Genomic DNA, 13,309 nt, shown 5'->3' on the forward strand with positions numbered 1-13,309 from the left:
CCGCTCGTCCCGCGATCACCCCAGGGGCGGCAAGCGACGGCGCAGGGTTGCATCCTTGATGATGGCGGTATTGGTTTCCGCGTACTCGGTGACACGGTCCAGGATCCGGTCCAGGTGGCCGATGCCGCGCAGCACCACGCGCGCGACGAAGCAGTCTTCTCCCGTCACCTTGTCGCACTCGATGAATTCCGGAATTTCCTTCAGCAGCGTCTCCACATGGCGCAATTGCCCCGGCATGGGCCGCACGCGCACGATCGCTTCCAGCGTGTACCCAAGGGCGGCCGGATCGATATCCACCGTATAGCCGCGGATGACACCCGACTCCTCCAGGCGCCGCAGGCGGTCGGCCACGCTGGGCGAGGACATGCCAACCGTCCTGGCCAGCTCGGCGACAGGGGCCCGGGCGTTGGCGGTGAGCAGCGTGATCAGGCGCCGGTCGACCGCATCCAGGGGGCTTTCATGATTTTTAAGGGTATCTCCCATAATTTTCCTTCCAAGAAAAGGTCTACCAGAGAAAATTGCATTCTTTCACCATGTAAACCCGTCAATCGGCCTGGGATAATTCCACCTGTACGCTACTTCGACGAGGCCCAGCCGCGCAAGTCCGCGTTTTCACGAATCCATCGGTTCGCCGGCATGGCAAAGCCTTGCGCTCGGCAGCCGTGGGCAACTTCACATCGAAAGGATGGCCGTCATGGCGACATCGAATGAACGCACCGGCGTCGTGCAAATGAGCAGCGCGATGGCGATGTCCGGGACCTTGGGCTACTTCGTGCTGCAGTCGGGGCAGACACCGTTGAATGTCGTGTTCTTCCGCTGTGTCTTCGGCGCGCTGGCGCTGCTGGTCTATTGCCATGCGCGCGGCCTGCTGTCGCGCCGCTACTTCACGGGCGCCAGCCTGCTGATGGCGGTGGCGGCCGGCGCGGCGCTGGTCATGAACTGGGTACTGCTGTTCTCGGCGTACCGGCTGGCCTCGATTTCCCTGTCGACGGCGGTCTACAACTTCCAACCCTTCTTCCTGATGGCGCTGGGCGCGCTCTTCCTGGGCGAGCGGCCCAGTATCACGAAGATCGCCTGGGCGGTCGTCGCGTTCGGCGGACTGTTGCTGCTGCTGCAACTGAAGGCCGCGCAGCTATCCTGGCACGACAGCCACCTGTTGGGCCTGGCCCTGGGCCTGGGCGCGGGCGCGCTCTACGCCGTCACCGCGATCATCGTCAAGCGCCTGGCACACATTCCGCCGCACCTGTTGGCGCTGGTGCAGGCGGCAGTGGGCATCGTCATGCTCGCGCCCATGGCGGATTTCTCGGCATTGCCCACGCTGCCGTCGCAATGGGGTTGCCTGGTCGTGCTGGGCGTGGTGCATACCTGCCTGATGTACATCCTGCTCTACTCCGCCATCCAGAAGCTGGCCACGCCCATGCTGGCCGCCTTGTCGTTCATCTATCCCGCGGTCGCCATCCTGGTCGACTATGCCTTCTTCGGGCAGCACCTGGACCTTGCCCAGGCGCTGGGCATCGCGCTGATCCTCCTGGCCGTGGCGGGCGTGACGCTGAACTGGCGGCTGTGGCCGGCGAAAATCACCCGCATGGCTTAACATCGACGCACGCGCATGCCGGCCTGGCGGACGGCGCGCTTGCTCGAGGATGTTCCCATGCATGGCGAATACAAGGTGCCCGGCGGCAAGCTGGTCGTGGCGGACCTGCAGGTCGACGGCGGTGCGCTGGCCCAGGTCAGCATCAGCGGCGATTTTTTTCTCGAACCGCCGGAGGCACTGGCGGAAATCGACCGGGCCCTGACCGGCCTGCCGGCGCAGGCGACGGAGGCCGAAATCGCCCTGGCCGTCGCCCTGGCCCTGCCGCGCGGCACGGAGATGTTCGGATTCTCGCCGGAAGCCGTGGCGGTCGCAGTGCGGAGGGCGCTCGCATGACACGCACCGCATGGCGCGACCACGATTGGCAGTTGATCCGCGAAGACGCGCGCACGCCCTTGCAGCACATGGCCCTGGACGCCGTGCTCTGCGACGAAGTGGCGGCGGGACGCCGCCCTCCTACCCTGCGTTTCTGGGAATGGGCCACGCCCGCCGTGGTCATCGGGCGATTCCAGTCGCTGAAGAACGAGGTCGATCCGGACGGCGCGCGCCGCCACGGTGTCGAAGTGGTGCGTCGCGTCAGCGGCGGCGGCGCGATGTTCGTCGAGCCCGGCAACACCATCACCTACTCCATCTATGCACCGTTGTCGCTGGTGGAAGGCATGAGCTTCCAGGAATCCTATGCCTTCCTGGACCAATGGACGCTGCAGGCCCTGCAGTCGCTCGGCATCAAGGCCTGGTACCAGCCCTTGAACGACATTACATCCGAAGGCGGCAAGATCGGCGGCGCGGCGCAGGCACGGCGCGGCAAGGCCGTGCTGCATCACGTCACCATGGCCTACGATATCGACGCCGACAAGATGGTGCAGGTGTTGCGGATCGGCCGGGAAAAGCTTTCCGACAAGGGCACGACCAGCGCGAAGAAGCGCGTTGATCCGCTGCTTACCCAGACGGGGATGCCGCGGGAACGGATTATCGATCGCATGATCGAAGTCTTCCGTGACACGCATGGGCTGCGGCCGGGCGTCATCGCCGAAGCGGAACTGGCCGAGGCGGATCGCCAGGCGCGCGAACGTTTCGCCACCGAAGCCTGGCTGACGCAAGTGCCGTGACGGCCCGGCCAGCCCTGCCCTGCCCGTCATCGCGCGGCCACATACCGCATACCGCACTCGAACACCCCCCGGAGGCACGATGCCCGTATCCCCCCCTGCGCCCGCCCATCCCGTAGCGATCGACGCCGCGATACCGCGGCGCGGCTTGCGCGCCACGGCCATGCGCCCTGCGGCGCGCGGCATGCTGGCCTGCCTGCTGGCGCTGCTGGCCGCCTGCGGCAGTTCGCCGCCCGCCGACATCAGCCTGGCGTCGCGGACCGCGCCGGCGGCCGACGCCGGTGACGTCAAGGTCGATAGCGTCAAATGGACCCGCACCAAGCCGGGCTGCAAGGGCGAATGTCCGCGCATCGAAGTGGACTCCATCGCCTTTCCCGGGATCCCCAGACTGACCGCCCTGATCGACCACGTGCTGGCCTATATGACCGGCGTGGACCGCAACCGGCGCGGACCGTACGAAACGCTGAACGAGTATGCCCAGTTCTTTTTCCAGACCGCGCAGCCGCGCGACCAGACCTGGTTCAAGGCCAGCGTCAAGGATACGGTGGGCGACATCATCGCCATCGAGTTGCATACGGATCAGTACGTGACCGGCGCGGCGCACCCCATCCCGGCCACGCAATACATGAATTGGGAACGCAGCAAAGGCCGTGTGCTTGCCCTGGGCGAAGCCATCCTGCCGGGCCGCGGGCCGCAATACGTGGAGGCCCTGAAGGCGGCGCATGCCCGCTGGCTGAAAACCAACGACGACTACAAGCGCGACCCCGCCGCCTATGACAAGCTGTGGCCCTACGAGCCCTCGGACAATTTCGCGCTGACCCGCGAAGGCATGACGGTGAAGTACGAGGCCTACTCCATCGCGCCCTATTTCTACGGCGAACCCGAACTGCAGATTCCCTACAAGGACCTGGTGGGCATCCTGCGGCCGGAATTCATTCCCACCCGTCACTGAGGGATGCGCCGCGCCGTCGCCGCTGGCCCATGGCCGGCCGCGACGCGGCCCGGGCTGCCCCTTCTTTTATTGACCAATTGGTCATCTAAATTTCAGACGACCCACCTTCCTCACACCACTCCCCAGAAAGAATCGCGCTTCAGCTAGGGTAATCCCGTGGCTGTCTTGACATTGTTGACCAACTAGTTAAACATTCAAGGCCACGAACAGACGCCGGCACCGGCATCGAAACACTCAGCAAGGGGTTGCGGTGGGCAAGATCCAGAGTTACATCCATGGCGAGACGGTCGACCATGCGGGCAAGATTTTTTGCTGCGTTTCGCCCGTCGATGCTTCCCCTGTCGGCGATCTCGTCGACGCCCCCGATGAAGTCGTGGCGCGGGCCGTCCAGGATGCCGAACAGGCATTTCGGACGGCCCGCAAGCTGCCGGCAGCCGATCGTATCGGCTGGCTGCTGAAGGCGGCCGATGCCATCGAGGCCCATGCGGCCGAGCTGGTGGAATTGATCATCCGCGACATCGGCAAACCGCGCCGGGCCGCCACCTTCGAAGTCGGCCGGGCCGCGCAATTCATACGCGCCACCGCCGCGCAGGCACAGACTTTCGGCGGCGAATGCCTGCCGCTCGACGTCACCCAGCCGGGCGCCGGCCGCATCGGTATCACCCGGCATGTTCCATACGGCGTGGTCGCCGCGATCACGCCCTTCAACGCGCCGATCAACCTGCTTATCCAGAAGGTCGCCCCCGCGCTGGCCGTAGGCAATACCGTGGTGGTCAAGCCGCATCCAGCCGGCACCCGGGTGGCGCTCAAGGTTGCCGAGCTCTTCGTGAAGGCCGGCCTGCCCGCGGGTATGTTCAACGTCGTGACGGGCGACCGCGGCCCGGCGCTGGCACTGGCTGGCGCTCCGGAAGTGGCGGTGGTCACCTTTACCGGCGGGACGAAGGCGGGCGAAGCGTTGATCCGCGCCGCCGGCGCCCGCAAGTTCGTCGCCGAGCTCGGCTCGAATGCCGCCAACATCGTCCTGGACGATGCCGACCTGCGCGACGCGGCCACGCGGATCGCCGCCGCGGGTTTCGAAGCCAGCGGACAGCAATGCGTATCGGCCCAGCGCGTGATCGTCGCGACGGGCGTTTATGAGGAATTCCTGGCGCACTTCGTCAAGGCCGCCAGCGCTTTGCGTGCCGGCGACCCCAACGATCCGCAGATGGACCTGGGCCCCATGGTGTCGCTGGCGCAGGCCGAGCGCGTCATGGCGATGGCGCGCGGCGCGGTCGCCAGCGGCGGCCGGTATGCCCTCGAGCCGCGCCAGGACAAATGCATGGTGACGCCGGGCATCCTGGTCGATGTGCCGCGCAGCGCCAGCCTGTGGTGCGACGAGGTCTTCGGCCCGCTGGTGCTGGTCGAACGGGCGGCCGACGTCGACGAGGCGCTGCGGCTGGCCAACGATTCTCCTTTCGGGCTGCAAGGCGCCGTGTTTACGCGGGATATCGCGCGGGCCCTGCGCTTCGCCGACGAATTCGACGTGGGTTCCATGTGGATCAACGAGGCCAGCCGTTTCCGGCTGGATACCTACCCCTTCGGCGGCGTCAAGCAGTCCGGATTCGGCCGGGAGGGCGTGCGCTATGCGATGGAGGAGCTGTCGCAACTGAAATTCGTCGGCATCCGGCCGGTGGCCTGAGCCATGGACACGCCGCCCGAGATCCCTGCATCCCTGCGCCACCTATTGGCCGACATCGGTCCCACCTGGGGCCGGGATGTCGCCAATAATGTGCGCCGCATCGTCGACGCCTATACGCCCATCCTGGCACGCGCGCCCAAGGACGATATAGAAGCGGCCCGCGACCTGCCTTACGGCGACGACGAACGCCAGCGCCTGGACGTCTACACACCAGGGCGCGACGGGCGCCGCCCGGTGGTCCTGTTCGTGCATGGCGGCGCCTTCGTGGACGGACATCGGGACCGGAGTCCGGAAATCTATGCCAATGTGCTGTACTACTTCGCGCGCCAGGGTTGCGTCGGCGTCAACATGGAATACAGGCTGGCACCCGCGCATACCTATCCCAGCGGCACCCAGGATGTCGCGGCCGCCGTGGCCTGGGTACGCGAGCATATCGCCCGCTACGGCGGCGACCCGACGCGGATATACCTGATGGGACATTCCGCGGGTGCCGCGCATGCCGCCTCGTACGCCTACGACAAACGCCACCAGCCTGACGACGGGCACGGCCTGGCCGGCCTGATCGTTGTCAGCGGGCGGGTTCGCGCCGAAAACATCGCCGAAAATCCGAATGCCCGCAAGGTCGAGGCCTATTACGGCGCCGACCCGGCGCGCTACGACGACGTATCGCCCGTGACGCACGTGGATGCGCAGAGCCCGCCGACAATGGTGGCCTTCGCGGAGTACGAAAACCCGCTCATCGACCTGTATTGCCTGGAACTGGCCGGCCGGCTCGCCGCGGCCAGGCGCCGGGCGCCGCGCCTGGCCTATGCCCGCGGCCACAACCACACGTCCATCATCGCCCACTTCAATACGGCCGAGGACTGGCTGGGCAGGGAAATCATGGAATTCATTCACGACTGCGCGCGCCGGGCAGTGCCCCAGGACGCGCAGCCTTCTACCATCCGCTCTGAATCTGGAGATCCATCGTGGCCAAATTGCAGTTGAGTCTGGGAGTGTGCGACTACGACCGCACGCGCGCGGTGCTGGACGGGCGCGCGCCCGTCGAGGGTTGCGACATCATCGGCGTGGCGGTCGAGCCCGAAGAGGCCTTCCATCGGGCTTTCCGCTTCCAGGAGTTCGACATTACCGAAATGTCCCTGAGCAGCCACACCATGATGACCTCGCGCGGACAGAACGATTACGTGGCCATCCCCGCCTTCGTCTCGCGGCTGTTTCGCCATTCCGGCGTGTATGTCCGCACCGACCGCGGCATTCGCAGCGGCGCGGACCTGGCGGGCAAGAAGATCGGCCTGCCGGAATACCAGATCACGGCGAATGTCTGGATACGCGGGATCCTGCAGGACGATTTCGGCCTGCGTCCGGCTTCGGTGCACTGGCGGCGCGGCGGCCTGGAGGACGCGGGCCGCGGCGAACGCGCGCCGATCAAGCTTCCCGCCGATATCGACCTGCAGCAGATTCCGGACGACAAGACGCTGTCGGGCATGCTGGAATCCGGGGAACTGGATGGACTGATCAGCGCGCGCGCACCTTCCTGTTTCCTGCGGGGCGCACCCAATGTCGACCGGCTGTTCCCCAACTACCGCGAAACCGAGGCGGACTACTTCCGGCGCACCGGCATCTTCCCCACCATGCACGTCATCGGCATCCGCAAAGCGCTCGTCGACCAGCATCCCTGGCTGCCGGTAAGCATCTTCAAGGCCTTCATCAAGGCCAAGGAGTTCGCGATGTACGAACTGGGACAGATCGGCCATCTGTTCAACAGCCTGCCATGGGGCGTCGCCGAATTCGAGGATGCCCGCAAGCTGATGGGCGACGATTACTGGAGCTATGGCTACGAAGCCAACAAGCACGTACTCGAAACCTTTACCCGCTACCATCACGAGCAGGGCCTGTCGGCGCGCAAGGTCGCGCCGGAGGAACTATTCGCCGAATCGTCGCTCGACCTTACCAAGATCTAGCCGCGCCGCACATGCCATCCCGGGGACCGAAGTGAAACCCGCGCCATTCAATCTGCATTTGCCCGGCACGCTGGAAGAGGCCTTGCGCCTGCTCGCCGGGGCGCCGAACGCGCGCGTCATCGCGGGCGGGCAGTCGCTCATGCCGATGCTCAACCTGCGCCTGGCCATGCCGGACGACGTCATCGACCTCAATGGCGTGGAGGGCCTGAGCTATATCCGCGAAGAGGACGGCGAGATCGCCATCGGCGCCATGACCCGCCAGCGGGACCTGGAGTTCTCCGCGCTGATCGCCGATCGCCTGCCTATCCTGCGCGCCGCCATCCTGAATGTCGGCCACCGGCAGACCCGCAATCGCGGCACCATCGGCGGCAGCGTATGCCATATGGATCCATCGGCCGAGCTCCCCACCATGTGCGTGCTGCTGGGTGCCCGCATGGTCGTGCACGGCGCGCGCGGACGCCGCGAGGTACCCGCCGCCGCGTTCGGCTCGGGCCTGATGTCGACCTGCCTGGCCGCCGACGAAATCCTGACGGAGATCCGGATACGCCCCTGGGTGCCCGGACATGGCTGGCACTTCGTCGAATACGCCCGGCGCCATGGCGATTTCGCGGTTGCGTCGGCTTCCGCCCTGGTGGAACGGGACGCGTCGGGCAAGCTGGCGCGGGCCGCTCTCGCGCTGGGTGGCGTGTGCCCGACGCCGGTGCGACTGGCCGACGCCGAACGGCTCCTGGTCGACGGCAACGGCGCGCCGGAGGCACTGCGCGCCGCCGCCGAGCAGGCGTGCCAATGCGAGGCCCTGGAGGATCCTGCCTATCCCGCGTGGTATCGCCAGCGTCTGGCCGGCCGCCTGCTGCACCGGGCCATGGAACACGCCCTGGCGGGCGCCGGCGCACCGCGTGGGAGCATGCAATGAACCAAGACAAGAATGCGCTGCACGCCATCGTGCTTCACGTCAACGGGTCCGAAAGGCGTGCCATCGTCGAGTCGCGCACGACCCTGGCGGACTGCCTGCGCAACGAACTGGGCCTGACGGGCACCCACCTGGGCTGCGAACATGGCGTCTGCGGTGCCTGTACGGTTCTGCTGGACGGACATAGCGCGCGCAGTTGCCTGATGCTCGCACGGCAGGCGGAACGCCACGACGTACAGACGGTCGAGGCTCTGGAACAGCAAGGCCGCCTCAATACCCTGCAGCAGGCCTTCCAGGACCTGCACGGCCTGCAATGCGGCTTTTGTACACCGGGCATCCTCATGACGCTGACGGAACTGCTGCGCGACCAGCCGGACGCCGACGAAGCGGCGGTCCGCGACGCGCTGTCGGGCCATTTGTGCCGCTGCACGGGATACCAGAACATTGTCGCGGCGGCCATGGAAGCCCTGCGCCGCCAACGAGGTAAGGCAGCATGAACCCGATGTATCGCTTCGAGCAGCAATCCGGCGGTGCCGGCGGCATCCATGCCGCGAAGGATGCCAAGGATGCGCCTGCGTCCCCGTCGGCGCCTGCCGCCACGCGGGACGAAAGCATGATCGGCCGCCGGATCGAACGCATCGAGGACGGGCCGCTGCTGCGCGGCAAAGGCAAGTACGTCGGCGATGTGGAGGTGCCAGGAGGCCTGCATGCCGCTTTCGTGCGCAGCCCGCACGCGCATGCGACCATCCTGGGCATCGATACGGCCGCGGCCCTGCAAACAGAGGGCGTGGTCGCTGTCCTGACCGCAGCCGATATGTCGCGCTACCTGACGAATCTGCGCATGCCGCTGGGTTTTCCCACCACCGCCCTGCCGGCCGGCATCACGCCCTTCGTCCTGACGCCCCAGGAAGTCTGCTTCGTGGGCGAGGCGGTGGCGATGGTCATCGCCAACAGCCGCTATGCCGCGGAGGACGGCGCCGCCGATGTACAGGTCGACTATGCCCCCCTGCCCGCCGTTTCCGACTGCCGGCAGGCGCTCGAGCCACAGGCCCCGCGCGTGCGCACCGACTTCCCGGACAACGCGCTTACCCGCTTTACGGTCGCCTACGGCGAGTGCGAGCAGGCATTCGCACAGGCCGCGCATGTCTTCAAGGATTCATTGCACCAGCATCGCGGCGGCGCCCACCCGATGGAAGGACGCGGCGTGGTGGCCGAATACGACGAATTGCGCGATACGCTGACCGTATGGTCCTCCACGCAGATGGCGCATGAGCTGCAGTTCACGCTGGCCGAACTGCTGGGTTTGCCCGAGACGCGCATCCGCGTGATCGCGCCCGACGTCGGCGGCGGCTTCGGCGCCAAGTTCCTTATCTATCCCGAGGAAATCGCGATAGCGGCCGCGGCATTCCATTTGCGCCAGCCGATCAAATGGATCGAAGACCGCGTGGAGCACTTTCTCTCTTCCATCCAGGAGCGGGATCAATTCTGGGATGTCGAAATCGCCGTCGACGCGCAGGCCCGGGTGCTCGGCATACGCGGCAGCATGATCCACGACCAGGGGGCGTATACCCCCCAGGGCATCAATTGCCCCTACAACGCGGTAACCGGCGTCACGGGGCCCTATATCGTGCCGGCCTTCAGCATCGATGCCGTCGTCGCGCAGACCAACAAGATCTACACCATTCCGGTGCGCGGCGCCGGCTATCCCGAAGGCGCCTTTGTGATGGAACGCCTGCTCGACCGCGTCGCGCGGGGAATGGGGCTGGACCGCGCCGAGGTGCGGCGCCGCAACCTGGTGACGGTCGATAAGCTTCCCTACGTCAAGCCACTGAAGCAACGTTCGGGCAAGCCCATCACCCTGGATACCGGCGACTATCTGCAAAGCCAGGAAACCGTCCTGCACACGATCGACTACGCCGGTTTCGCCCAACGCAAGGCGCAGGCGCGCGCGCGAGGACGCCACATCGGCATCGGCCTTGCCAATGCGGTGAAGGGAACCGGCCGTGGCCCATTCGAATCGGCGTCGGTCAGGATATCCGCCACGGGCCATATCAGCGCCGCGACCGGCGCCATGGCCATGGGCCAGGGCATGCGCACCGCCATGGCCCAGATCGTCGCCGACGTGCTGGGCGTGCGGGTCAACGACGTACAGGTGGTTTCCGGCGACACATCGTCCATTTCCATGGGTATCGGCGGTTTCGCCAGCCGCCAGACCGTTACCGGCGGCTCTTCCATGCTGCTGGCCGCGCGCCAGGTCGAAGCGAAGGCGCGCAAGGTCGCCGCGCACGTACTGAAGGTCGAGGAAGACGCCCTGGAGGTCCGCGACGGCGTCGTGCGGGTGCGCAACAGCCCGGAAAACGCCATCACGCTGGCACAGATCGCGCGTGCCCTGCGAGGCATCCCCGGCTACGACCTTCCGCCCGGCGCCGGCGCGGGGCTGGAGGCCACGGTGTGCTGGGAGCCGGATGCAATGACCTACGCCAATGCCTGCCATGCCTGCGAAGTGGAGGTCGACATCGATACGGGCAACGTGGCCATCCTGCGCTACGTCGCCTTGCAGGATTGCGGCCGGCTCATCAATCCGCTGATCGTCGAGGGCCAGATACACGGCGGCATCGTCCACGGGATCGGCAACGCGCTATTCGAATACATGCGCTACGACCAGAACGCGCAGCCGCTGACAACGACCTTCGCCGACTATCTGCTGCCCACCTCCACGGAAATCCCGCATCTCGAACTGCTCTTCACCCAAAGCCCCACGGCCGCCAATCCGCTGGGTGTGAAGGGGGTCGGCGAAGTGGGCACGATACCGGTCACCGCCGCCATCGCCTCGGCCATCGACGACGCGCTGTCGGACTTCAACGTGCACGTAAGCGCCATCCCCGTGGATCCGGTACAGCTGGTGCGCCAAATGGCGCAGGCCGCCTGAAGCGGCCCACAGGGGATCGGCCTGCCAGCGCGACGCCGGCAGGCCGATCCGGTGTTCCAGGCCGGCCGTTCGGGCCGGCGCTATGGATCAATGCGTTCCGATGATGTAGCCGATGGCCAGGCAGGCCGATGCGATGGCGACCACCGCGATCGCTTGCCATACCCGCAATTCCGCAACAATGTCCCGGCCCCGCGCCAATCCCCGATCGTCGTTCGGTACGGGATGGGCGCCCGGCGTGGCGGCCACCCTGCCGGGTAGAGGCTTTGGCGCGGTCGCCATCGCCGCGGCCGATACGGGATGTCCATCCGCCGGCGCGGACTGGCCGGGCGACGCGAAGCTCGCCTTGAAGCGCTGGAAGAATTCCGCCGCCATTTTTTTCGCCACGCCATCCATCAGCCGCGACCCCACCTGGGCGAGCTTGCCGGTCACTTCCGCGTTGGCGGCGTAGGCCAGCCGGGTGCCGGCGTCGTCCGGGGCCAAAGTGACGGAAGCGCCGCCTTTGCCGAAGCCGGCGGCGCCACCCGAACCTTCGAAGGCCAGGGAGTAGCCGCGCGGCGGATCGGCATCGCGAATGGCCAGCCGGCCATGGAAACGGGCCTTCACCGGGCCGACCGCGGCAAGCATACTGATACGGTACTCATTGTCGGACTGCCTTTCGATCGAATCGCAACCCGGGATGCAAGCCTTCAATACCGCGGGATCGTTCAGTGCAGCCCAAACCGCATCCTGCGAGGCAGGAATGCACTGTTCGCCGGTTATCTCCATTGCCGCGTCTCCGGGGTGGTCGTAGAAACCGGCACTCTAGGTTATCTTGACTATATAGTCAATAAACTTGCAAGCTATCCCAGCCTTGGTGCCTGCCGTCGCTGCGCGGGTGCATGCCGCGCCGGGATGGTGCGGCGGTTCCCATCCTCGCGCCCGCCGCGCCGCCGGCATCCTGGATTCCGGACCGCAGAATTCGCTGTAAACGTTCGTATTTCAACAACTTTATCGCTCTCGTACATTTGACTGCGATACCGGGAGACTACCCTCGCCCCCCATTCCGAAATGCCGTAAAAGCCGTCGGAAATCAGGGTAAACACTGCATCTCGCCTCTCCCTTTTTTCTTGTGCTAATTAACCATGTAGTCAATAATTTCCATACCGCCGCATTGGCCTGGCGACAAGACTTCAATCGATATCACGAGGGGCTTATGAAAACCGCAACCTTCCTGCAGCGCGCCATCCTGTGCGCGGCGCTCTGCGTGGGCGTGGCGTCCGGGGCTACCGCCACGGCTGCCGAAAAACTCAAACTCGTCTTCCCGACATCGTCCGCCACGCTCGCCCTGCCCTATCTGGTGGCACAGAAGAAAGGCTGGCTGGATGCCGAAGCCATCCAGGTCAGCGGCGATTCCAATGCCGTGCGCGCCCTGCTCGCGGGCACGGGCGATGTGGCCATCGTCGGCGCGTTCAACGCCTTCGCCGCCGCGGGCGAAGGCGCGAAGTTCAAGGCCATCGGCACCTGGCAAGGCATCAACGACTACGAACTGATCGTCGCCAGCGACATCGGCGGCATGAAGGACATCGAAGGCAAGATCTTCGCCGGTACCGGTCCCGGCGGACCGCCGGAGGAATTCAGCAAGCTGCTGTTCCGCAAGAACGGTGTCGATGCCTCGAAGGTACGGTTCATCGCGGTATCCGGCGGACACGCGAACATTGTGCAAGCCCTGCTGGCCGGCCGGGCCTCGGCGGGCATGGTCAACACCCTGAGCGCCGTGACCGGCGTAAGAACCGGCAAGGTAAAGATCCTGGTCAGCATGGCGTCCGCCTATCCGCAGATCGGGTACGTCTATAACCTCGTCCGCAACGATCGCATCGATGATCCCCAGCTCAAGCCGAAGCTGCAGCAATTGACGACCGCCGGCATCAAGGCGTCGCGGTACATCATGGATCACCCCGACGAAGCGGTGCAGATCCTGCTCGAACGCTATCCCGACCTGGACAAGGCCCTGGCCACCGACGTTGTCCAGGAGCTGAACCGCAACAAGGTGTGGGGCGTGAACGGCGGAATCTCCAAGGAACAGGTCGGCGCCACGCTGGATATTTTCAAGAGCACCGGCATGCTGAAGGCGAATGTCGATCCCGGCCAGCTCTTCGACTACCGCTTTATCGACGTCGCGCTGAAAGAACTTGGAGGAAAGTAA

At 65.8% G+C, this 13,309-nt stretch carries 13 protein-coding genes; 11 read left to right on the plus strand and 2 right to left on the minus strand.

Annotated features, from left to right (window positions below):
• Positions 1 to 15 precede the first annotated feature (15 nt).
• Complete coding sequence (locus CAL28_RS16640; RefSeq protein ID WP_094842407.1) at positions 16 to 483, minus strand: Lrp/AsnC family transcriptional regulator; 468 nt, start codon at positions 481 to 483, stop codon at positions 16 to 18.
• Positions 484 to 694: 211 nt separating this feature from the next.
• Here CAL28_RS16640 and CAL28_RS16645 point away from each other — a divergent pair, with 211 nt between their 5' ends.
• From CAL28_RS16645 to CAL28_RS16690, 10 genes are all read left to right on the plus strand, one after another.
• Positions 695 to 1,594, plus strand: coding sequence for a DMT family transporter (locus CAL28_RS16645; RefSeq protein ID WP_094844675.1), 900 nt, complete (start codon positions 695 to 697; stop codon positions 1,592 to 1,594).
• Positions 1,595 to 1,651: 57 nt separating this feature from the next.
• Positions 1,652 to 1,927, plus strand: coding sequence for a biotin--protein ligase (locus CAL28_RS16650; protein WP_094844676.1), 276 nt, complete (start codon positions 1,652 to 1,654; stop codon positions 1,925 to 1,927).
• On the plus strand, positions 1,924 to 2,700 hold the full coding sequence (locus CAL28_RS16655) for a lipoate--protein ligase family protein (protein ID WP_094842408.1): 777 nt from the start codon (positions 1,924 to 1,926) through the stop codon (positions 2,698 to 2,700). Before CAL28_RS16650 ends, CAL28_RS16655 begins: the two co-directional genes overlap by 4 nt.
• Positions 2,701 to 2,860: 160 nt before the next feature.
• Entirely contained in the window at positions 2,861 to 3,649 is a 789-nt protein-coding gene (locus CAL28_RS16660) for an RsiV family protein (RefSeq protein WP_094844677.1), read from the plus strand.
• A gap of 250 nt (positions 3,650 to 3,899) precedes the next feature.
• Positions 3,900 to 5,327: an aldehyde dehydrogenase family protein gene (locus tag CAL28_RS16665; protein ID WP_094842409.1), complete on the plus strand. Its 1,428-nt coding sequence runs from the start codon at positions 3,900 to 3,902 to the stop codon at positions 5,325 to 5,327.
• A gap of 3 nt (positions 5,328 to 5,330) precedes the next feature.
• Positions 5,331 to 6,314, plus strand: a complete 984-nt coding sequence (locus CAL28_RS16670) for an alpha/beta hydrolase (protein WP_094842410.1) — start codon at positions 5,331 to 5,333, stop codon at positions 6,312 to 6,314.
• Positions 6,293 to 7,288 (plus strand): 4,5-dihydroxyphthalate decarboxylase, encoded by a 996-nt coding sequence (locus CAL28_RS16675; RefSeq protein ID WP_094842411.1) that lies wholly within the window; start codon positions 6,293 to 6,295, stop codon positions 7,286 to 7,288. Before CAL28_RS16670 ends, CAL28_RS16675 begins: the two co-directional genes overlap by 22 nt.
• 31 nt (positions 7,289 to 7,319) lie before the next feature.
• Positions 7,320 to 8,201 carry an FAD binding domain-containing protein gene (locus CAL28_RS16680; protein WP_094842412.1) on the plus strand — a complete coding sequence of 294 codons (882 nt, stop codon included), beginning with the start codon at positions 7,320 to 7,322 and terminating at the stop codon, positions 8,199 to 8,201.
• The gene (locus tag CAL28_RS16685; protein ID WP_094842413.1) at positions 8,198 to 8,695 is read left to right on the plus strand and encodes a (2Fe-2S)-binding protein; all 498 of its coding nucleotides are present in this window, start codon (positions 8,198 to 8,200) and stop codon (positions 8,693 to 8,695) included. The genes CAL28_RS16680 and CAL28_RS16685 overlap by 4 nt, the downstream gene beginning before the upstream one ends.
• On the plus strand, positions 8,692 to 11,127 hold the full coding sequence (locus tag CAL28_RS16690) for a xanthine dehydrogenase family protein molybdopterin-binding subunit (RefSeq protein WP_254926152.1): 2,436 nt from the start codon (positions 8,692 to 8,694) through the stop codon (positions 11,125 to 11,127). Before CAL28_RS16685 ends, CAL28_RS16690 begins: the two co-directional genes overlap by 4 nt.
• A gap of 87 nt (positions 11,128 to 11,214) precedes the next feature.
• Here CAL28_RS16690 and CAL28_RS16695 read toward each other — a convergent pair whose 3' ends face one another.
• Positions 11,215 to 11,892, minus strand: a complete 678-nt coding sequence (locus tag CAL28_RS16695) for a CoxG family protein (RefSeq protein WP_094842414.1) — start codon at positions 11,890 to 11,892, stop codon at positions 11,215 to 11,217.
• 427 nt (positions 11,893 to 12,319) lie between these two features.
• On the opposite strand from CAL28_RS16695, the gene CAL28_RS16700 reads away from it, so the two are divergent.
• Complete coding sequence (locus CAL28_RS16700) at positions 12,320 to 13,309, plus strand: ABC transporter substrate-binding protein (RefSeq protein WP_094842415.1); 990 nt, start codon at positions 12,320 to 12,322, stop codon at positions 13,307 to 13,309.

Origin of the sequence: Bordetella genomosp. 11, from assembly GCF_002261215.1 — a bacterium.
Taxonomy (GTDB): domain Bacteria; phylum Pseudomonadota; class Gammaproteobacteria; order Burkholderiales; family Burkholderiaceae_B; genus Bordetella_C.

Bases quoted from the DNA above. Each gene is read 5' to 3' on its own strand.
- CAL28_RS16640 (WP_094842407.1), bottom strand. From the start codon at position 483: ATGGGAGATACCCTTAAAAATCATGAAAGCCCCCTGGATGCGGTCGAC.
- CAL28_RS16645 (WP_094844675.1), top strand. From the start codon at position 695: ATGGCGACATCGAATGAACGCACCGGCGTCGTGCAAATGAGCAGCGCG.
- CAL28_RS16650 (WP_094844676.1), top strand. From the start codon at position 1,652: ATGCATGGCGAATACAAGGTGCCCGGCGGCAAGCTGGTCGTGGCGGAC.
- CAL28_RS16655 (WP_094842408.1), top strand. From the start codon at position 1,924: ATGACACGCACCGCATGGCGCGACCACGATTGGCAGTTGATCCGCGAA.
- CAL28_RS16660 (WP_094844677.1), top strand. From the start codon at position 2,861: ATGCGCCCTGCGGCGCGCGGCATGCTGGCCTGCCTGCTGGCGCTGCTG.
- CAL28_RS16670 (WP_094842410.1), top strand. From the start codon at position 5,331: ATGGACACGCCGCCCGAGATCCCTGCATCCCTGCGCCACCTATTGGCC.
- CAL28_RS16685 (WP_094842413.1), top strand. From the start codon at position 8,198: ATGAACCAAGACAAGAATGCGCTGCACGCCATCGTGCTTCACGTCAAC.
- CAL28_RS16690 (WP_254926152.1), top strand. From the start codon at position 8,692: ATGAACCCGATGTATCGCTTCGAGCAGCAATCCGGCGGTGCCGGCGGC.
- CAL28_RS16695 (WP_094842414.1), bottom strand. From the start codon at position 11,892: ATGGAGATAACCGGCGAACAGTGCATTCCTGCCTCGCAGGATGCGGTT.
- CAL28_RS16700 (WP_094842415.1), top strand. From the start codon at position 12,320: ATGAAAACCGCAACCTTCCTGCAGCGCGCCATCCTGTGCGCGGCGCTC.